Source organism: Gordonia amicalis NBRC 100051 = JCM 11271, from assembly GCF_000332995.1.
Taxonomy (GTDB): domain Bacteria; phylum Actinomycetota; class Actinomycetes; order Mycobacteriales; family Mycobacteriaceae; genus Gordonia; species Gordonia amicalis.
Map to the genome: position 1 here is coordinate 71434 of NZ_BANS01000021.1, position 18948 is coordinate 90381.

An 18948-nucleotide genomic window follows, 5' to 3' on the forward strand; every position below is an offset into this window, starting at 1 on the left:
CAGGAATCATCGGTGTCACAGTTGGTGCTCGCGGCGGGCGAGCACACGCCCAGCGAGGGCGTCTCGTATCTGGTGATGGCCCTCTACATCGTGTCGTTCTCGCTGTTCATCTACGGTCTGATGGGTCTGACCGGACCCAAGACCGCGGTGCGCGGCAACTGGATCGCCGCGACCGGTATGGGTCTGGCCGTGGCGGCGACCCTGCTCTACATCTACAACTCGGGTGCGGTCGGCGAGGACGGTCATTCGACCGTCGGGGTGCCGACGATCAACTGGATCCTGATCGTCATCGGTCTGGTTCTCGGTGTCGTGCTGGGCATTCCGCCGGCGCTGAAGACCAAGATGACGGCCATGCCGCAGCTGGTGGCGCTGTTCAACGGTGTCGGCGGCGGCACGGTGGCCCTGATCGCATGGGCGGAGTTCATCGAGACCTCCGGGTTCTCGGTCTTCCACAACACCGAACCGGCCTCGCCGCTGGTGGTCGGCTCGCTGATCGCGGCGATCATCGGTTCGATCTCGTTCTGGGGTTCGCTGGTGGCGTTCGCCAAGCTGCAGGAGATCATGCCCAAGGGTCTGGAGAAGACCTTCGTGGCGAATGCGAAGCTGTTCCAGGCGGCCAACATCGTGCTGCTGCTGGTCGCGTTGGGACTGGCGATCTACCTGGGTGTCGACGCCGCCGACGGTGGCGGGGCGAGCGTCTGGTGGATGGTGGGGCTGCTGCTCGCCGCCGGTGTGATGGGTCTGTTCGTGGTGTTCCCGATCGGTGGCGCGGACATGCCGGTGGTCATCTCGCTGCTGAACGCGATGACCGGTCTGTCGGCCGCGGCTGCGGGTATCGCGCTGGACAACACGGCGCTGATCGTGGCCGGCATGATCGTCGGCGCGTCGGGTTCGATCCTGACCAACCTGATGGCCAAGGCGATGAACCGGTCGATCCCGGCGATCGTGTTCGGATCGTTCGGTGGTGGCGACGCCGCGGCTGCCGGTGGTCCCGGCGGTGAGGGCGGCACGGTCAAGGCCACCTCGGCCGCGGATGCCGCAATTCAGATGGCGTACGCGAATCAGGTCATCGTCGTGCCCGGTTACGGTCTGGCCGTCGCGCAGGCCCAGCATGCGGTCAAGGAGATGGCGAGCCTGCTCGAGGCCAAGGGGGTGGAGGTCAAGTATGCGATTCACCCGGTCGCCGGTCGTATGCCCGGTCACATGAACGTGCTGCTGGCCGAGGCCGACGTCGAATATGACGCGATGAAGGAGATGGATGACATCAACGGCGAGTTCGGCCGTACCGATGTCGCGATCGTCATCGGTGCCAACGACGTCACCAACCCCGCGGCGCGGAACGACCCGAGCAGCCCGATTCACGGCATGCCGATCCTCAACGTCGACGAGGCACGGTCGGTGATCGTGCTCAAGCGGTCGATGAGTTCGGGCTATGCCGGCATCGAGAACCCGCTGTTCTTCGCCGACGGCACCTCGATGCTCTTCGGCGACGCGAAGAAGAGCGTCGACAGCGTCATCGAGGAACTCAAGGCGCTGTAGAAGAGAACACACTCAGAAGACCCCCGGCAGTCCACGTTTCGTGCGGCTGCCGGGGGTCTTTTGTGTGCCGGGCGCGCATCGAGCAGGAATCGAGAAGCGGGCGCGCGTGTCTGGCGGTTAGCGTCTGGTCAGACGACAGGGTCAGAGAGCGAATCGAAGGAGAGTCATGTCTGTCTGGCAGTGGTATCAGCGGAAGATGAATGAGCGCACCGTCACCCGGATTCGCAACAAGAGCGGGACGATGTGGGGGATGGACATGGTCATCCTGCGCACCAAGGGGCGCAAGTCGGGCCGACCACGAGAGACACCGCTGAGTTGGTTCCCCTACGACGGCGACTGGCTGGTCGTCGCTTCCGGTGGTGGAAAGGGCAATCCGGACTGGTATGCGAACCTCGCGGCGCATCCCGACGCCGTCGCCGTGGAACGGCACGGCGCACAACCGGTTCCGGTCACGCCGGTGGTGCTCACCGGCCCGGAACGAGAAGCCGCGTGGAATGCGGTCGTCAGTGCGCAACCCAGGTATGCGAAGTATCAGAAGAAGGCGACCCGCGAGTACCCGGTGGTGAAGCTGGCGACCGCCGGAGAGTGCGCCGGGTGATCCAACGATGAGTTTTCCGCACGAGCGGTGTCTATCCCTGCACGACAACCAGACCGCTCGTCCACAAGGGAGAACAACATGACCACCGACACCACCACCATAACGCGTTCGTCCGACACCAGCCGGGGCCGAAACCGGCGCCGCATCACCGGGATCGTGATCAGCGTGCTCGTCGGCGCATTCCTTGCGTTCGACGTCGTGGGCAAGCTGACCCGACCGCAGTCGGTGGTCGACGGCACGGAGAAGCTCGGCTTCGACTCCGACCAGGCCATCGTCATGGGCATCGTGTTGCTCATCTGCCTTGTCGTGTATGCGATCCCGCGGACCGCCGTGTTGGGCGCGCTCGGCATCACCGCCTACCTCGGCGGCGCGGTCACCGCGAACATGCGGATCGAGGAACCGCTCTTCAGTACGGTGTTGTTCGCGGTCTACCTCGGCGTCCTGATGTGGATCGGACTGGTCCTGCGTCGCCCGGAACTGCTGAAGGTCGCCGGCCTGCGCCGCTGATCGCCGACCGCGGCACGCTCCTGACCGGCCCCGCACCCGTTATCGATCTGGAATCGGACGGGTGCGGGGCCGTTGCGCATCTCTCGTACTGTTACGCGAGTGACTGGTGTTACCAGAGTGAAGCGCTTTCGGCTGGCGGCTGCCGCCACCATCGCGGTTGCCGCGCTCGGCGGTGTGGCCGTCGGGTCGCTCCCCGCCGACGGGGCGAGTGTGGTGACGGTGGCGGACGCCGTCGACCCGGCCGGGTTGTACAACGACGCGCAGTCGAAGTTCGCCAACGGGGACGTGGCCGGCGGGCTCGCGTCCCTGCAGCAGGCGCTGACGATTGCGCCCGCAGACACCGATGCGCTTGCACTGCAAGCGATCTGGGCCGATCAGATCGACGATGCCTCGGTCAGCAATGCCGCCCTGAGTCGCTTGCGTGTGCTGAATCCGCTCTTGGCCACCACGGCACGCAACGTGATCTCCGGGGTCGCCACGGCTGCGCGGATCGTGCCGGACACCACGCCCAAGCCGGTTGCCGGGCGGGTCGCGATCGTCGTTCTCGGATTCGGCCTGGATGCCAACGGAAAAATGGCTCCGGAGTTGGTGAATCGGGTGTCGGCGGGCAAGTCGCAGGCCGAGATCACCACGGCTGCACCGATCGTCGTGACCGGCGGGGTGCCCAAGAACGGCATCACCGAGGCCGCCGCCATGAAGACCTGGCTGATCGACAACGGCGTCGCCGCCACGCGCATCCTGACCGAGGACAAGTCGGGGTCGACCGTCGCCAACGCGCAGAACACGTCGGAGATCCTGCGTGCGAAAGGCATTCGCGACATCGTCCTGGTCACCTCGCCCAACCACATCCGCCGCGGAGCCGCGGACTTCGGGGCGACCGGACTGCGGGTCGTCGGAACCCTCACCACCGCCACCGATCTCAGCAAGTACCTCACTCCGCTGACCAAGGGTCAGACGCGGGGTATCCGGCTCGAAGCCACCCGGGCTGCGCGAATCCCCACGACCCACCAGCCCGGAGTGCTCCCGCAGAACCTCCCCGATCCCGGCCCCGGTCTGCTCGCCGACATCGGTGGCCAGGTCCTCAAGCAGTTGCTCGACGCCGGATCGTCGGCCATCGGTTCGGGGACCGAGGGCTGAGTTCGGTCAGAACATCCCCGAACGGAGTTCGGTCAGAACATGACCGATCGGTAGTGGGTGACGAGTCGCCCCTTGTCGTAGATGTGGAAGGCGATACCGGGCGGCTGGCCGCGGTTGACGACCTCGTTGCCCTCGAACGGGAGGTTCAGCGTCGACGCGACGCCCGGAGCGACGCACAGTGGGCGGTCGGCGAATCGGGTCACCGCGGGCGTGTGTGCGTGGCCGCACAGGAACGCGACGATGTTCGGGTGGCGTTCGACGAGGGGGACCAGACGCTCCTCACCGGTCTGCCGGATCGAATCCATGAACGGCATGTGCAGCTCGACGGGCGGGTGATGGAAGGCGATGAAGACGGGCGTCTGCGGGTCCTCCGCCTCAAGTCGAGCCGACATCCAGGTGAGCGTCTGGTCGTCGATGTAGCCGTCGTTGCGTCCGGGGATCGAGCTGTCGCACATCAGGAACAACACGTCGCCGACGCGTCGGGCGTGGTTGATCGGTCCGGAGGTCTCGGCGCCGAGCAGTGTGGCACTGAACGGTTCGCGGACGTCGTGGTTGCCGGCGGTGATGAGCATCGGCAAGGGACTCTGGAGAACGCCGAAGGCCTCTCGGTACTCACTCGGCACACCTTCGTCGGCGATGTCACCGGTGACCAGCAGAGCGTCGATTCCGGCTGCCCGCGCGTTGATGTAGCTCAGCGTCGACTGGATGCGGCTTCGGTTGAACCGCGTCCCGTTGAAATGAAGGTCGCTGATGTGGGCGACAACGAACACGAAGAGCTCCTGTCACGGTCACTGACTCCCACGAGGCTAGTCCTAGGCCCGGCTGCGACCCGCACCACGGTGGCGCCACGAGTCGAAACACACTCCGCTCGCGTTGGTGTGGCTCATTCGTCTGACCGGCCGGTAGGTCTGATGGCGCACTGGTCCCGGCCGGCGTTCAGGTGGTGAGGGTTCGCCGGAACAGCGCCTCCAGCTCGGTGAAATGGTGTTCGCAGGCCTCGTGGTGGTAGGCGGGGATGTCGGACATCGTGTACCCGTGTTCGGCCCCCGGGTAGACGGTCGCCGAATGGGTGACCCCACTCGAGATGAGTGCGTGCTCGAATCGGGCGATGGCGGTGCGGGGGAGCGAGCGATCCTTGTCGGCGTGGACGGCCAGTACGAACGCGTCGATGTCGACGAGATGGAGGTGAGGGCTGTCGGAGTCCTCGGTCACGAGGTTGCCGGTGTGGAAGATCCCGACGGCGGCGACCTCGGCGGGACGCGCGGCCGCCAGGTTCAGCGCCAGCCGGCCGCCCATGCAGTAGCCGGTGACGCCGATCGGGCCGGACGAGACACCGCGCACCGAGCGCAGGGCCTCGAGGTAGGAGACGAGGTCGGCGCGGGCGACGTCGAATGTGAGAGTCGACGCGCGGGGCATCGCCGCCCGGAAGAATGCCCCGAGAGCCCCGGGCAGCAGCGGATCGTCGGCTGGGGCCCACTCGTCGGCGGTGCCGTACCGGTAGAAGAGATGCGGCACCGCGACGACGTGACCCCACGACGCGATGCGGTCGGCCATCGCGCGGGTGCGCGGGCGGAGTCCGATCACATCGGTGATGAACAGGACGCCGGGGAGCGGCGACTCGTCCGCGGCTGCCGGCCGGGTCACATACATCTCGGTGTCGCCGTAGGCTGCGGGGACCGTGATCGTCTCGCCGTGGACTGCGGATGACTCCATTGATCCTCCTGTGCTCGGCGGTGTGGGAGTCCGGGTCTTGGTTGGTTCTCGGAGGTGGGTGGTCACAGGTCCCCAGGCAACTTGTCCCGACGGATACCGCGCCAGCTCGGGTGGCGAAGGTGGCCGGCGGTGGTCCAGTCCATGAAGCGCACCTCGCCGACGATCTTGGGCAGAACCCAGACCGCGCTCGACGCGATGGGACGGTCGAGTTTCTCGAGGAATGGGGACCGCGAGATCTTCAGCGGTTCGAGTTCCTCGGCGAGAGAGCGCAACTGCGCGTCGGTGAATCCGGTTCCGACGCGGCCCACGTAGCGCAGTCCGGTCTCCTCGGGCAGCCCGAGCAGAAGCGATCCGATGGTGTGCGACCGGTTGCCGCGCCCGGGACGATATCCGCCGACCACCACCTCGATGTCGCTCCAGTTCTTGTGCTTGAGCCACTTGGTGGAGCGTCGGCCCTGTTGATAGACCGAGTCACGGCGTTTGGCGACAACACCTTCCATGTTGTGTTCGCGGCTGTACTCGATCGCCGCACTTGCCGGCGTCGGAAGCAACGGCGGCACATCGATGTACGTCGAGCGACGAAAGGCCGGCGCGAGTTCCTCGAGGATCTCGCGCCGTACGGACCACGGTTTGCGTAGCAACGACGTCCCGTTCAGATACAGGATGTCGAACAGGTGCAGCTTGAGTGTGTACGGCTCCTCGGTGTGCCTACGTGAGGTGAACAGCGTGAAGTTGGTTCGGCCGGTGGAGTCGATGGCCACCGCCTCGCCGTCGAGCACCACATCCATGAGCCCGAGATCGTCGGTGATGCTAGCGAATTCGGGAAAATCGTTCGTCATGTCGATCCCCGAGCGGGACGTCAGCCGGAACTCGCCGCCGATCGAGCGCACCAGGAGTCGATAACCGTCCCATTTGCCCTCGAACGCCCAGTCGCGCCCGTTGAGCTTGTCGATCGGCTCGTCGGTGGCGAGCATCGGTCTCGGATCGGTGAGACTGTCGGGAACGATGGGGCGCGGCTCGTCGGTCATCAGGTGGGCGAGCCAGTTCTTGTCACCGGTGCGGATCAGTGCGTACCGGCCCTGGAGCCGCTCGCCGTGCAGGCGGACGATGACCTCTTTGTCCCGCCACTTCTCCAGCTCGAAAGTGCCTTTGTCCCAGATCGATACGTGACCACCGCCGTATTCTCCGGCCGGGATGTCGCCCTCGAACTCGGCGTAGTCCATCGGATGGTCCTCGGTCTGGACCGCGAGTCGGTTCTGGTCCGGATCGGTGGGGAGGTTCTTCGGCACCGCCCACGAGACCAGCACGCCGTCGTGTTCGAGACGGAAGTCGTAGTGGAGTCGCCGTGCGTGGTGCTCCTGGATGACGAAGATCGGTGCGCGGGGCGCGGATTCCGGATGATCCTCGTCCACCTCGTCCTCCGCTTCCCGGAGGCGTTGCCGATGGTTCTCGTCGCCGAAGGGTTCCGGCGTCTTCGACTCGTCGCGTTTGCGACGGTACTCACGCAGATTGATGATCTGACCCGACCGCGTCTCCTCCGCGTGGTCGTCGCCGGCGCCGTGATGGTCGTCGGAGGTGATGTTCTCCCGCAACGTGTCCGGGTCGGCGAGATCGTCACCGGTGTCGGAGGAACCGACGACGTCGTCCGAGGCGGTGGCCGGATCGTCGTCGTACGGAGCGTCGAGACCGGCCAGGAGATCGCCGACGTCGGCCACTCGGTCGAGGACCTCGGTGTAGAGCAACTGGGCGATCGTGGGGTCCTCGATCTCATCCCATGTACGGGGCGCGGCGACCCACGGTTGTTCGCGTCCGCGCAGCGAATACGGCGACAGGGTGGTCTTCGAGGCGTTGTTCTGGCTCCAGTCGATGAAGACCTTGTCGTCGCGGATCTTCTTCGACATGTTGGCGGTGATGAAATCACTGTGCTGCCGGGCGAACTCGTCGGCCACCTCACGGGCGACCTTCCGGGCGGCTTCCGAGCTCACCGGTTTGGGCAGCCGGGCGTAGATGTGAATACCCTTGCCGCCGCTGGTCACCGGGTACGTGGTGGTGCCGCCCAGCCAGTTCCGGATCTCCACCGCCACGGCCGCGGTCTCGTGCAGGGGGACACGCGGACCGGGGTCGAGGTCGAAGACGATCCGGTTGGCCATGCGTTCGCCGTCGGGGCCGATCGGCAGCCGCCACTGCGGGACGTGGATCTCGAGCGCAGCCATCTGGGCCAGCCAGACGAGCGTGGCGCGATCCTCGGCGAGCGCGTATTCGATGACCCGCTCGCTGTGCTGGATGCCATGGCGGCGAACCCAGTCGGGCGCGCTGTCGGGCAGATCCTTCTCGAAGAACGGCGTCGACTCGACACCGTTGGGCCAGCGTTTGCGGGTGACGATGCGGTTCCGCAGGTGCGGCAGCATCACCTCGGCGATGCGCGAGTAGTAGTCGATGACGTCGTATTTGCGTGTCCCGGTCGCCGGATAGAGCACCTTGGAGAGATTGGTGATCGAGATCCGGCGGCCGTCGACCTCCAGGATCTCTCCGCCTGCCATCACCCCATTGTCCACACCGCAGAGCCGAAGGCTCGTCGATCGGCGCGGGTGTCTCCACGGAGGCGTTTGCGTCTGGTTGCCGACGTCGCACACGAACTCCTGGCACAATGGCCGACATGCGCTCGATCTGGAAGGGCGATCTCAGCTTTGGCCTGGTGAATGTACCGGTCAAGGTCTATTCCGCGACGGAGAGTCACGACCGCAAGTCCTACCAGGTCGACTCCTCCGACGGCACCCGCATCCGATACCGGCGCGTGCGCGAGGGAACCGACACCGAGGTCGACTACTCCGACATCGCCAACGCCTACGAATCGGAATCGGGCGAGACGGTGATCCTGACCAAGGACGACCTGTCGACGCTGCCGGTGCAGAAGAGCCCGGAGATCTCGATCCTCGAGTTCGTGCCGGTCGAACAGGTCGATCCGATCTACTTCGACAAGCCCTATTACCTGGAGCCGTCGTCGAAGTCGCCCAAGGCCTACGTGCTGTTGGCCAAGGCGCTCGAGGAAACCGACCGCCTGGCGATCGCGACGTTCACCCTGCGGAACCGCACGCGGGTCGCGGCGCTGCGCGTCGTCGACGGCGTCATGACCCTGCAGACACTCCTGTGGCCGGATGAAGTTCGCAAACCCGACTTCGGTTTTCTCGACGAGGACACCGAGATCCGCGACCAGGAACTGAAGATGGCGGCGTCGCTGATCGAGTCGATGGCCTCCGACTACGATCCGTCCGAGTTCGAGGACACCTATCAGAACGAGCTGGCCAAACTCATCGAGGCGAAAGCCGAGGGCAGCGAGGCGTTCCCCGAGTCGGAGGAGGAGAAGCCCGGCGAGGAGGATTCCGAGGTCGCCGATCTGCTTGCCGCTCTGCGTGCCTCGGTGAAGGACCGCGGGGCTTCCGACGAGGACGAGGCCGAGAAGAAGGACACGGCCGCGAAGAAGGCCGCGAAGAAGGCTGCCAAGAAGGCACCCGCCAAGAAGGCCGCGGCGAAGAAGGCTCCCGCCAAGAAGGCGGCCTCGAAGAGCAGCTCTGGATCGTCGGGCTCCAAGAGCACGGCGAAGAAGGCGCCCGCCAAGAAGGCCTCCCGCCGGGCGAGCTGATCGCGCTCTCCGGCGGAAATTCGCTGGCCTGAGAACGTCGGCGTCCGGCAAGCTCGAGGGGTGAGCACCGACGTCGACACCCGTCTGCCGCGCGCCTTGAAGCCCCTGGCGCGACGGCAGTACCGGCTGCTGGCGTCGGGTTTGATCCTGGCGATGTTCGGTGACGGGATCTGGACGATCGCGGTGATCTGGCAGGTCATCGCCCTCGGTGGCGGACCGGGACAGGTGTCGCTGGCGACCGGGATAGCAGCGGTCGGGATGCTCGTCTCGACCCTCGCCGGCGGTGTGCTGGCCGACCGGATCTCGCAGCGCCACATCATGATCGGCCTCGAGGTCACCAAGATGGTGGCGTTCGGCGCCGTGGGTGTGGCGTCCGTGGCCGGCGTTCTCGATCTCTGGATGGTCGTGGTGGCATCGCTGCTCGCGGGCGCCACGATGGGCATGTACTACCCGGCATACTCGGCGCTGCTGCCCGGTGTGGTCTCGTCGTCGGAACTGCAGGCGGCGAACGGTATCGAGGGTTTCTTCCGCCCGGTGGTTTTCCAGGCGGTCGGCCCGATGGTGGCCGGGGCCGTCATCGGGGCCACCGCGCCGGGGCAGGCGGTCGTGCTGGCCGCGATCGCGTCCATCGCGTCGGGGTTCTGTTATCTGGTGATGGCTCCGGTGACGTCGCGACGACTGGGCGAACCGGCGAGTTCCGAGTCGGAGATCGTGCGCACCGGCGCAGGCGTTGGCGGTGTGGTCGTCGACCTCGTCGGGGGCTTCGTGTACATGATCCGCACGCCGTGGCTGTGGGGGACGCTGTTCTTCGCCTGTGTCCTGGTGCTGGCGACCCTGGGTCCGATCGAGGTGCTCGTGCCCTTTGCCCTGCGTGAGCGCGTCGAGGGTGGCGCTTCGCAGCATGCGTGGGTGCTGGCCGGGTTCGGTATCGGGGCGGCTGTCACGTCGTTGGTGTTCGCGTCGCTGCCGATGCCCCGGCGGTATCTGACGGTCATGTTCGGGGTGTGGTCGTTCTCGAGCGTGCCGCTCGTCCTGATGGGGGTCGCCGATTCGACCTGGCTGTTCGTCGCGGCCGGCTTCGGTATGGGAGTCCTGTTCGACGGCCCGATGGTGTTGTGGGGGACGCTGCTTCAGCGTCGTGCCCCGCCGCCACTGCTCGGCCGAATAGCAAGTCTCGACTTCTTCGTGTCGGTCGCGCTGATGCCGGTGTCGATGGCGATCGCCGCTCCGGTCTCGTCGGCGATCGGGTTGACCGCGACGTTCGTCCTGGCCGGTCTCCTGCCGGTGCCGATCGCGTGGGCGTTCTACTTCGCGGCCCGCATGTGGCGCGACGAGATCGAGCACCCGCTCGTCGACGAGACGCCGCCGAAGCTGGTGCCGGTCAACGACTGACCAGTCCGCCGACGTCGCGGGTCACCGCAGCACCTCCGCGGCGCCTGCGACCACCAGGTCCGTGAGATGGTGTAGCAGAGGGGAACTGAGTTTCCAGTACTGCCAGTAGAGCGGGACGTCGAGGTGGTGGTCGGCGATCATCCGCACCCGGCCGTCGTCGAGGGCATCGCGGATCTGGACGGCGGGTACTGCGCCCCAGCCGATTCCGAGGGAGACCGCGCGGTGGTACTCCGTGGAGGCCGGGATATAGGCGGCGGGTGGGTCGACGGCGCGGCCGGCCAACGCGGCCACCATGTTCAGCTGGATGTGGTCGTTGCGATCGAACTGGACCATCGGGGCTCTGGACAACGCCTCGGCGTCGAGACCGTCCGGCAGCCAGGTCTCGATGAATTCTGGTGTCGCGACGGGCAGATACCGCAGGCTGCCGAGCGGGTGGAGGGTGCAGCCACGCACGGCCAGCGGTTCCGACGTCACCGCGGCGAGTACGTCACCCGACTTCAGCAGAGCGCCGCTGCGCGTCTCGTCGTCGCGGAACACCTCGACCGCCACCGCGTGGTCCCGGTGGAACCGGGCAAGAACCGGAAGCAACCAGGTCGCCAGCGAGTCCGCATTCGTCGCGATGGGGAGATGAACCCGGGGCCGTGCGGAGACCGGGGCATCGTCGTGGTCGGGTTCGCCGATGAACTCGGCGCGCGTCTCGGCGAGCAACAGTTCCCACTGCCTGGCCAGGCGAACCAACACCTCGCCGTCGGGGGTCGCCGAAGCCGGTTTGGTCCGGCGCAGCACCACCCGGCCGACCGCGGATTCCAGCGTCTTGATCCGCTGACTGACCGCCGAGGGCGTGATGTGCAGCGACGACGCCGCCGCGTCGAACGTCCCTTCACGCAGGACTGCGGCCAGCGTGCGCAGACCTTCCTGGCTGATGTCCATGCGACCACGCTAGATGAAGAACAGCTGATGATTCTTTAGAAACATTCGCTGTACTGATCGAAGCGACGGTCATAACGTTCGCAGGGTGTCCAGCTACCTCCTCCCCGCGATCGCCGGGCTGCTCACCGGTGCGGGCCTGATCGTGGCGATCGGTCCGCAGAACGTCTTCGTCCTCCGGCAGGGCGTGGCGCGCCGGCACACGGGGTCGATCGTGGCCGTGTGCGCGATCTCCGACGTCGTGCTGATCGTCGCGGGAGTGGCGGGACTCGGCGCGATCGTCGCCGCCCACCCTCAGGTGATCACCGTCGCCAAGATGGTCGGCGGTCTTTATGTGCTCGGGCTCGGACTGCTCGCCGCCAAACGCTGCCTCCGCAGCAACGAGGCCATCTCCGCGAACGCCGAAGAGGCCGAATCGGCCGGCCGGTGGGTCGCCGTCGGCACCGCGCTGGCGCTCACGTGGCTCAATCCACACGTCTACCTCGACACCGTCCTGACCATGGGTGCGATCGCCAACGGTCACGGAAACGGCAAGTGGGCCTTCGCCATCGGCGCGTGTCTGGCCAGCATCCTGTGGTTCACCGCGCTCGGGGGAGGGGCCCGGCGCCTGTCGCGCTTCTTCGCCAGCCCGCGCGCGTGGAAGATCCTCGACGCCGTCGTGGCGGTCTCATGATCGGGATGGCGATCGCGCTCTTCGCGTCGGTGTGACCTCGCTGTGACATCGGTGCCGGTGATTGGGCATCCGCAACATGCCTAGTCGAGACCTTTGTCCGGTACACCGGAGAGGGTGACCCTCAGTTCCTCCGCCCCGCCGGCGACTCGCGTGCCGGGGCCGCGGTCGTTCGATGTGCGTGCGGTGGTGTCCGACACGCGGGCCATCCTCGCCCGCGGCGACCTCGCGGTCGCCGCGGCGGCACTGACCTACTACGCCGCGATCGCCGTGGTGCCCTGGGTGTTGCTGGCCATCTGGTCGACGACGTGGATTCGCGGGGCGTCGTCGGCGGAGAGCACATGGCTGGGTCTCGACGTGCTCATCCCACCCGACATGGGCGGTCGCGCGGTCTTCGACGAGGCGGTCGTGATCGGCACCGGACTGTCCGTGCTGAGCGCCCTCGTACTCCTCTTCCCGGCATCGTTCTACGGAGAAGGCCTACGCCGGGCCTGCCTGACCTTCTATCCGAAACGGGATCGCTTCACCGGGTGGCGATCCCGGTTGTCGATCCTCGCGCTGTTCGCCCTGGTCCCGACGCTGGCGCACATCGCGGTCACGGTCGGCGGGTCGATCACGGGACTGGCGCCCGACGGCGGCGGCTCCGGAGGTTTCTGGGACCTCGCGACCCGCGTGGTCGTCGGATTCGTCACCGTCTGGCTGAGCCTCGCGGTGGCATTGACGTGGGTGTACTGGAAAGTGACCCCAGGCCGTCCGAGCCTGGCGATCGCCGGGGTCACCGCGCTCGTCACGGCGTCGTTCATCGCCGGATTCGCGCAGGGATTCCTGCTGTTCCTGTCCCTGCCGATCGATGTCGGTATCCCCTACGGCGGCCTGCGCGTCATCGGCGGAGTGGTGGCGGTCGGACTCTGGCTCTACGTCCTGCACGTGCTCGTGATCGTCGGATGGGCTCTCGGGCACGCACTCGACGGCGCCCGGGTCGACGACCGTGTCGGCTGAACCGCGTCGCCTCGCCGGTGACCGACGACTCGCACGCCGGTCTCAACGGGACACCGTGCTCGACGCGTGGTCGGAGCTGCACGGCGGAATCGATCCCCGTGAATCCTTCTGGGTCGAACGGTGGGTCCTCCTCAGCAACGCGTGTGCGCGGCCGCTCGCGCGCCTCGGCATCTCCCCGAACGCGATCACCGTCGGCGGGGCCCTGGCCACCGCGATCGCTTTCGCGGTGACCTTCGCCGGACACGGATGGTTCGCAGTGGCCGCCGTCGTCATCCTCCTCGCCGCGGTCCTCGACGGCGTGGACGGCGCCATCGCCGCCCAGACCGGTTCGGCGACCCAATGGGGCCGGGTTCTCGACACCATGGCCGATCGCTGGTCGGACATCTTCCTCGCGGGAATCGTGGTGATGGCCGGTGCGCCGCCGTGGATGGGGGTGGTGATCGCGGTGCTGACCCTGTTCCTCGAGGGGACCCGGGCGACGGCCCAGGCGGCCGGGATGGCGGGCCCGGGCAGGGTCACGGTCTGGGAGCGGCCGTCGCGCGTCATCCTCGCCTTCATCGCGATGGTCGCGGCCACCGTCGTGTGGCAGATCGGTCTGTCCGACAGCGATGCCGACGCGCTGGCGGCGACCATCGCCGCGACCGGTGCGATCCTGGCGATGATCGGCCTTCTCCAGCTGTTCGTCGCCGTGTTCCGGCAGACCCGCGGGCGTCCGCCCGAGTCAGACTCGTCGCTGCCGTAGGGCGGAGAGCGCGAGCAGGACCGCGCCGGCGGCGATCCAGCCGAGCAGGATCCACATCGGACCGGCGGTCGAGGCGTCCGGGAAGTAGGCGACCGACCGGGTGAGGGTGCCGCCCGCTCCAGTCGGCAGCCACTGGCCGAGCGTTCCCCACGGCGCGGGGAGCAGGTATGGCGAGGATGCGAGCCCGGAGAGCGGGTTGGAGATCAGCATCATCAGGATCGCCGCGACACCGACGCCGGGTGTCCCGAGGAGTGCGCCGGCACCGGCGGTGAACCAGGAGATGGCGCCGATCAGAAGCGCCAGCGCCATGGCGACCGGCACCACGCGTCCGTCGATCACGCCCAGCCACGACCAGACCGCCGCGAAACCGAGTCCGGCGACCAGTGGGCCGATCAGGACGACGGTGGCCTGCATCCACACCTGCCCGGCGAGAGCGATCGCGGCCGATGCGCCGAGTGCGATACCCGCGATGAGCAGCGGGAGCAGACCGGCCGCGAATCCGGTGCCGCGTGCATCGGTCGACGGCGGTGCGACCACCGACTCGGTGGTGACCGGCAACGACTGCGCGGTGGCGATGCCCGTCCCGACCCCGGCCACGATCTGCGCCAGCGCCGGCGATCCCGCCTCGGCCGTCAGGACGGTGACGCCCTGCGGGCCGACGGTCACGGCACCGACGATGTCGCGGGTCTCGATCGCACTCCGGGCGGCGGCGGCGTCGGCGAACTGCTCGACGACGAAGGCGTCGTCTCCGGCCCGGTCGGCCAGAGCGGACTCGATGGCCTGTGCGGCGCGTGCCGGCGCGACCACGCCGAGCGGGACGTCGTGCGGCTCGGGGTCCACCGCGAGGGAGACGAACATGGCGGCGATCGTGCTGACCACGATCGGGATGGCGAGGACGAGCACGGCGACAAGTCGCCAGGACGGTCCGTGAGGCGCGGGCTTCGGCCCCTTCTCGGTGAGGGGCAGTTGATCTGACGGATCGATGTACGTGGTCATCGCGACCTCCCAAAAAGAACGAACTCTCGTTTTAAGAATTATGCACCGCGGGTTGAGGATCAATCAAGAACGAAGATTCGTTTTATACTCGTCGAATGCCGAAGATCAGCGAGGAACGCAAGCTCGAGCGGAGCCGGCAGATCCTCGACGCCGCGCGCAGCTGCTTCGCCGAGAAGGGTTTCCATCGCGCGTCGATGTCCGACGTCATCCGGGAGTCGGGCCTGAGCGCCGGGGCGGTCTACTCGTACTACTCGTCGAAGGAGCAACTGATCGCCGCGGTGGCACGGTCGGTCTTCCAGGCATACGAAGCGGGCCTCGGCGACCTCGCCGACGGTGACGGCGCTCCCGCGTCGCCCGAGGACGCCGTCCGGGTGCTCGCGGCGCACGTGATGGCCGAGATCGCGCCGCTGACCGACGACTTCCGGATGGTGATGACCATCTGGGGTGAGGCGGCCAACAACCCCGAGCTGCGCGAGATCGTCCGCGAGATCGTCCTGGGGCTGCGCGCGGTCTTCGAGCGCGTTCTGATCAGGTGGCGCGACGCCGGTCACGAACTTCCTGGTGAACCGGCAGATCTGGCCTTGCCGATGGTGTCGGTGATGCAGGGCATCGTCGTGCAGCAGTCACTCGTCGGGGACGTCGACCTCGATGCCTATGTGGACACGTGGTGTGCGCTGATGCGTGCCGCCGGTTTCGGCGACCGGGACTGATCGGCCGGACCTGCCTACCATCGAGGCGAGTGCGCCGAGGCTCCGATCGCCCGCCCGCCGGCCCGAGCCGCGGCCCATCCGATCGGAGCCTCGGTGCCGAACATCGGGTGAGCCTGTGCTCGCCCCCCGATCTCGACTTGTGATGAGGAACAGATGACCAACGACTCGGTGGTTCTCGCCGATGCCGACGGCCGACCATGTGGTACCGCCGACCGCGAAGGCGTGCACGGCGTCGACACCCCGTTGCACTTCGCGTTCTCGTGCCACCTGGTCGACGGCAACCGGATCCTCATGACCCGTCGGGCCCTGTCCAAGCGCAGCTGGCCGGGAGTGTGGACCAATTCGTTCTGTGGCCATCCGCGTCCGGGTGAGTCCGTCGTCGACGCCGTGCACCGGTATGCGCAGCGTGAGCTCGGGATCGACGTCGACGAGGTGCGCTGCATCCTGCCCGACTTCCGGTACCGCGCCGTCGATGCGAGCGGCATCGTCGAGAACGAGATCTGCCCCGTGTTCGTCGCACGGCCGGTGGGATCGCTCGAGCCGAATCCGGATGAGGTCGCCGAGTACGCCTGGGCCGAGGTCCCGGATGTGTGGGACCTGGTGGCACGCACTCCCTGGGCGGTGAGTCCCTGGTTCGCCGACCAGGTGCGGCAGCTCCCGGGTCCCGATCCCCACGGGTTCGTCGACGGCGCGCTTGTGGATTCGACCCATCCGATGACGGCACGGGCGTCGAATCCATGATGTCGGGACCAGCGGACACGGCGTACCCGCCGTCGTCGCCCCGTCGTTCACATACCCATCGTCACACCGCAGGAGCCATCGGATGATGCATCTACCCGGTCATACCGAAGTGGTCCCGCCACATCGTCGGTACGACGCCGTGGCCGAGGCGAGCGCGGCGCTGGTGATCAGGTCGTACTCGAGTTCTTTCGGGCTCGCCTCCCGGCTGCTCACCCCCGCGATCCGCCGCGACGTCCGCAACATCTACGCGCTCGTCCGCGTCGCCGACGAGATCGTCGACGCACCGCGGCCCGAGCAGGGTCTGGTGGACCGGCGCAACGAACTCGATCAGCTCGAGGAACAGACCGCCGCGGCGATGATCACCGGGTCGAGCAGCAACCTGGTCGTGCACGCCTTTGCGCGGACCGCGCGCCGCGCCGGGATCGACCTGGACCTCGTGACGCCGTTCTTCTCGTCGATGCGTGCGGATCTCACTCAGGTCGAGCATGACTTCGAGAGCCTCGCCGCCTACATCTACGGCTCCGCCGAGGTCGTCGGACTGATGTGCCTGCGGGCGTTCCTGGCCGAGGAGCCCAAGGCCGCCGCACGCTACGACCACCTCGCGCCCGGTGCGCGTCGTCTCGGCGCCGCGTTCCAGAAGATCAACTTCCTACGGGACTTCGGTGAGGACAGTGACGGACTGGGTCGTCGATACCTCGTCGGCCTGGACCCCGATCGTCCCGATGACGGGGCGTGGTCGCTGTGGCTCGACGACATCGATCTCGATCTCACCGCCGCCGCGGCGGCGATCCCGTACCTTCCGGCGAACAGCCGGGTCGCCGTCTGCACCGCACACGACCTCTTCGCCGAACTGACCGCACGCCTACGGGAGTCCTCGGCCGCCGAGGCCAGGAGGCAACGCGTCCGAGTTCCCAACGCCGGCAAGGCGAAGATCGCGGCCGCCGCCGTCGCCCGCCGCGGTATGCCGCGCACACCGAGGGGATTGACCTCATGAACGCACGCAAACGAATCGTCGTCATCGGTGGCGGTGTCGCCGGACTGGCCACCGCCGCACTGCTCGCCCACGACGGGCACGACGTCGAGGTGATCGAGAAGAACGACGACCTCGGTGGACGCGCCGGGCTGTGGAGCGCCGACGGGTTCCGGTTCGACACCGGGCCGTCGTGGTGGCTGATGCCGGAGGTCTTCGACCATTACTTCGAGATGCTCGGTACCTCGACACAGGAACAGCTCGACCTCGTCCGGCTCGACCCGGGGTACCGAGTCTTCTTCGGGGACAACGAATCCGACGAACCACCGATCGACATCTTCGGCGACTTCGAGCGCAACCGCGAGGTGTTCGAGCAGATCGAACCGGGCGCCGGAGCGGCTCTCGAGTCCTACCTCCGGACCGCGCGACAGGCGTATGACCTCGCCGTCGAACGGTTCCTGTACACCAGCTTCGACTCCGTACGCGCGTTCCTGAGCCTGCCGGTACTGCGGCATGCGCCGACCCTCGCGTCACTGCTGACCCGCTCGTTGCAGTCCTTCATCTCCGCGCGCTTCAGCGATCGGCGCCTGCAGCAGGTGCTCGGGTACCCGGCGGTGTTCCTCGGTTCGTCACCGGAGCGGACACCGTCGATGTACCACCTGATGAGCTGGCTCGATCTCGCCGACGGAGTCCGATATCCGCAGGGCGGCTTCACGACTCTCGTCGACGCACTCGAACGCGTCGCACGCGAACGCGGCGTGGTGATCCACACCGGTACGGCGGCGACCGCCGTGCTGACGCGGAAGCGACCAGGTCGGCTACGCCGGCGCCGCGCCGAGGTCGTCGGGGTTCGCGTTCAGGGGGCTGAAGGTTCCACGCGAGATGTGCCCGCCGACATCGTGGTCGGAGCGGCCGACCTGCACCACCTCGAGACGAAGCTGCTGCCCGACGACCTGCAGACCTTCCCGCAGCGGTACTGGGAGCGTGCGACCTCGGGGCCGGGTGCGGTGCTGGCCTATCTCGGCGTGAGCGGTGAGCTGCCCGAACTGGCCCACCACTCGCTGTTCTTCACCGAGGACTGGAAGACCAACTTCGACGCCATCTTCGAAACACCCACGCGGGTACCCGATCCCGCATCGCTGTACGTGTGCAAGCCGTCGGCGACCGACGAGTCGGTTGCCCCCGACGGTCACGAGAACGTCTTCATCCTCGTCCCGGTCCCGCCCGATCCGGGTCTGGGACACGGTGGGGTCGACGGTGGCGGCGACCCCGACATCGAGAAGGTCGCCGACCGCGCCATCGCGATGATCGGACAGTGGTCCGGTGTCCCCGATCTCGCCGACCGCGTCGTCGTACGACGCACCGTCGGCCCCGCGGACTTCGTCGACAACGTGAACTCGTGGTGCGGTGGGGCTCTGGGGCCGGCACACACGTTGCGCCAGAGCGCATTCCTGCGTTCGACGAACCGCTCGCGCAAGGTCGAGGGGTTGTACTACGCGGGGTCGAGCACCCGGCCGGGCATCGGCTTGCCGATGTGCCTGATCAGTGCCGAACTGATCCGCAAGCGGCTCAACGGAGATCACTCCGTGGGGCCCACACCGACGCGCTGACCCCCCCGCCGCCTGAGGGACGTTGGGGGGCTACCGCTCCCGCATGCCCTTCGTGAC

At 67.3% G+C, this 18948-nt stretch carries 17 protein-coding genes and 1 pseudogene; 13 read left to right on the top strand and 5 right to left on the bottom strand.

Annotation, left to right across the window (positions count from 1 at the left end):
* Positions 1 to 12: 12 nt before the first annotated feature.
* The 4 genes from GOAMI_RS11140 (at position 13) to GOAMI_RS11155 (ending at position 3781) form a co-directional block, all read left to right on the top strand.
* The gene (locus GOAMI_RS11140) at positions 13 to 1539 is read left to right on the top strand and encodes an NAD(P)(+) transhydrogenase (Re/Si-specific) subunit beta (protein ID WP_040004779.1); all 1527 of its coding nucleotides are present in this window, start codon (positions 13 to 15) and stop codon (positions 1537 to 1539) included.
* A 166-nt stretch (positions 1540 to 1705) separates the two neighbouring features.
* The gene (locus tag GOAMI_RS11145) at positions 1706 to 2137 is read left to right on the top strand and encodes a nitroreductase family deazaflavin-dependent oxidoreductase (RefSeq protein ID WP_006436603.1); all 432 of its coding nucleotides are present in this window, start codon (positions 1706 to 1708) and stop codon (positions 2135 to 2137) included.
* Positions 2138 to 2215: 78 nt separating this feature from the next.
* A complete protein-coding gene (locus GOAMI_RS11150) occupies positions 2216 to 2644 on the top strand; it encodes a DoxX family protein (protein WP_006436604.1) in 429 nt (142 codons plus the stop codon).
* Between the two features lie 117 nt (positions 2645 to 2761).
* Positions 2762 to 3781: a YdcF family protein gene (locus tag GOAMI_RS11155; RefSeq protein WP_006436605.1), complete on the top strand. Its 1020-nt coding sequence runs from the start codon at positions 2762 to 2764 to the stop codon at positions 3779 to 3781.
* A gap of 32 nt (positions 3782 to 3813) precedes the next feature.
* Here GOAMI_RS11155 and GOAMI_RS11160 read toward each other — a convergent pair whose 3' ends face one another.
* The 3 genes from GOAMI_RS11160 to GOAMI_RS11170 all read right to left on the bottom strand — a co-directional run bounded on the left by GOAMI_RS11160 (position 3814) and on the right by GOAMI_RS11170 (position 8034).
* Positions 3814 to 4551 (bottom strand): metallophosphoesterase family protein, encoded by a 738-nt coding sequence (locus tag GOAMI_RS11160; protein WP_006436606.1) that lies wholly within the window; start codon positions 4549 to 4551, stop codon positions 3814 to 3816.
* 166 nt (positions 4552 to 4717) lie between these two features.
* The gene (locus GOAMI_RS11165; RefSeq protein ID WP_006436607.1) at positions 4718 to 5494 is read right to left on the bottom strand and encodes a dienelactone hydrolase family protein; all 777 of its coding nucleotides are present in this window, start codon (positions 5492 to 5494) and stop codon (positions 4718 to 4720) included.
* A 62-nt stretch (positions 5495 to 5556) separates the two neighbouring features.
* A complete protein-coding gene (locus GOAMI_RS11170; RefSeq protein WP_006436608.1) occupies positions 5557 to 8034 on the bottom strand; it encodes an ATP-dependent DNA ligase in 2478 nt (825 codons plus the stop codon).
* A 116-nt stretch (positions 8035 to 8150) separates the two neighbouring features.
* Between GOAMI_RS11170 and ku the strand changes: the two genes are divergently transcribed.
* A complete protein-coding gene (gene ku, locus GOAMI_RS11175; protein WP_445614945.1) occupies positions 8151 to 9134 on the top strand; it encodes a non-homologous end joining protein Ku in 984 nt (327 codons plus the stop codon).
* Between the two features lie 60 nt (positions 9135 to 9194).
* Entirely contained in the window at positions 9195 to 10526 is a 1332-nt protein-coding gene (locus tag GOAMI_RS11180; protein WP_006436610.1) for an MFS transporter, read from the top strand.
* Between the two features lie 21 nt (positions 10527 to 10547).
* Here the strand turns inward: GOAMI_RS11180 and GOAMI_RS11185 are convergent, their stop codons facing one another.
* Positions 10548 to 11456 carry a LysR family transcriptional regulator ArgP gene (locus GOAMI_RS11185; RefSeq protein ID WP_006436611.1) on the bottom strand — a complete coding sequence of 303 codons (909 nt, stop codon included), beginning with the start codon at positions 11454 to 11456 and terminating at the stop codon, positions 10548 to 10550.
* An 85-nt stretch (positions 11457 to 11541) separates the two neighbouring features.
* On the opposite strand from GOAMI_RS11185, the pseudogene GOAMI_RS11190 reads away from it, so the two are divergent.
* The 3 genes and pseudogenes from GOAMI_RS11190 (at position 11542) to GOAMI_RS11200 (ending at position 13864) form a co-directional block, all read left to right on the top strand.
* Positions 11542 to 12161: pseudogene (locus GOAMI_RS11190) on the top strand (LysE/ArgO family amino acid transporter).
* A gap of 79 nt (positions 12162 to 12240) precedes the next feature.
* Positions 12241 to 13122, top strand: coding sequence for a YhjD/YihY/BrkB family envelope integrity protein (locus GOAMI_RS11195; protein WP_006436613.1), 882 nt, complete (start codon positions 12241 to 12243; stop codon positions 13120 to 13122).
* A gap of 55 nt (positions 13123 to 13177) precedes the next feature.
* Positions 13178 to 13864: a CDP-alcohol phosphatidyltransferase family protein gene (locus GOAMI_RS11200; protein ID WP_006436614.1), complete on the top strand. Its 687-nt coding sequence runs from the start codon at positions 13178 to 13180 to the stop codon at positions 13862 to 13864.
* On the opposite strand, the gene GOAMI_RS11205 is transcribed toward GOAMI_RS11200, so the two are convergent.
* Positions 13844 to 14860, bottom strand: a complete 1017-nt coding sequence (locus tag GOAMI_RS11205; RefSeq protein WP_006436615.1) for a hypothetical protein — start codon at positions 14858 to 14860, stop codon at positions 13844 to 13846. The two genes, GOAMI_RS11200 and GOAMI_RS11205, sit on opposite strands and share 21 nt — an antisense overlap.
* A 95-nt stretch (positions 14861 to 14955) precedes the next feature.
* Between GOAMI_RS11205 and GOAMI_RS11210 the strand changes: the two genes are divergently transcribed.
* The 4 genes from GOAMI_RS11210 (at position 14956) to crtI (ending at position 18891) form a co-directional block, all read left to right on the top strand.
* The gene (locus GOAMI_RS11210; protein ID WP_006436616.1) at positions 14956 to 15570 is read left to right on the top strand and encodes a TetR/AcrR family transcriptional regulator; all 615 of its coding nucleotides are present in this window, start codon (positions 14956 to 14958) and stop codon (positions 15568 to 15570) included.
* A gap of 153 nt (positions 15571 to 15723) precedes the next feature.
* Positions 15724 to 16311, top strand: a complete 588-nt coding sequence (idi, locus tag GOAMI_RS11215; RefSeq protein ID WP_006436617.1) for an isopentenyl-diphosphate Delta-isomerase — start codon at positions 15724 to 15726, stop codon at positions 16309 to 16311.
* Between the two features lie 82 nt (positions 16312 to 16393).
* Positions 16394 to 17305: a phytoene/squalene synthase family protein gene (locus tag GOAMI_RS11220; protein ID WP_006436618.1), complete on the top strand. Its 912-nt coding sequence runs from the start codon at positions 16394 to 16396 to the stop codon at positions 17303 to 17305.
* Positions 17302 to 18891 carry a phytoene desaturase family protein gene (gene crtI, locus GOAMI_RS11225; RefSeq protein WP_006436619.1) on the top strand — a complete coding sequence of 530 codons (1590 nt, stop codon included), beginning with the start codon at positions 17302 to 17304 and terminating at the stop codon, positions 18889 to 18891. Before GOAMI_RS11220 ends, crtI begins: the two co-directional genes overlap by 4 nt.
* Positions 18892 to 18948 lie beyond the last annotated feature (57 nt).

Bases quoted from the DNA above. Each gene is read 5' to 3' on its own strand.
- GOAMI_RS11145 (WP_006436603.1), top strand. From the start codon at position 1,706: ATGTCTGTCTGGCAGTGGTATCAGCGGAAGATGAATGAGCGCACCGTC.
- GOAMI_RS11150 (WP_006436604.1), top strand. From the start codon at position 2,216: ATGACCACCGACACCACCACCATAACGCGTTCGTCCGACACCAGCCGG.
- GOAMI_RS11165 (WP_006436607.1), bottom strand. From the start codon at position 5,494: ATGGAGTCATCCGCAGTCCACGGCGAGACGATCACGGTCCCCGCAGCC.
- GOAMI_RS11170 (WP_006436608.1), bottom strand. From the start codon at position 8,034: ATGGCAGGCGGAGAGATCCTGGAGGTCGACGGCCGCCGGATCTCGATC.
- ku (WP_445614945.1), top strand. From the start codon at position 8,151: ATGCGCTCGATCTGGAAGGGCGATCTCAGCTTTGGCCTGGTGAATGTA.
- GOAMI_RS11185 (WP_006436611.1), bottom strand. From the start codon at position 11,456: ATGGACATCAGCCAGGAAGGTCTGCGCACGCTGGCCGCAGTCCTGCGT.
- GOAMI_RS11205 (WP_006436615.1), bottom strand. From the start codon at position 14,860: ATGACCACGTACATCGATCCGTCAGATCAACTGCCCCTCACCGAGAAG.
- GOAMI_RS11210 (WP_006436616.1), top strand. From the start codon at position 14,956: ATGCCGAAGATCAGCGAGGAACGCAAGCTCGAGCGGAGCCGGCAGATC.
- idi (WP_006436617.1), top strand. From the start codon at position 15,724: ATGACCAACGACTCGGTGGTTCTCGCCGATGCCGACGGCCGACCATGT.
- GOAMI_RS11220 (WP_006436618.1), top strand. From the start codon at position 16,394: ATGATGCATCTACCCGGTCATACCGAAGTGGTCCCGCCACATCGTCGG.
- crtI (WP_006436619.1), top strand. From the start codon at position 17,302: ATGAACGCACGCAAACGAATCGTCGTCATCGGTGGCGGTGTCGCCGGA.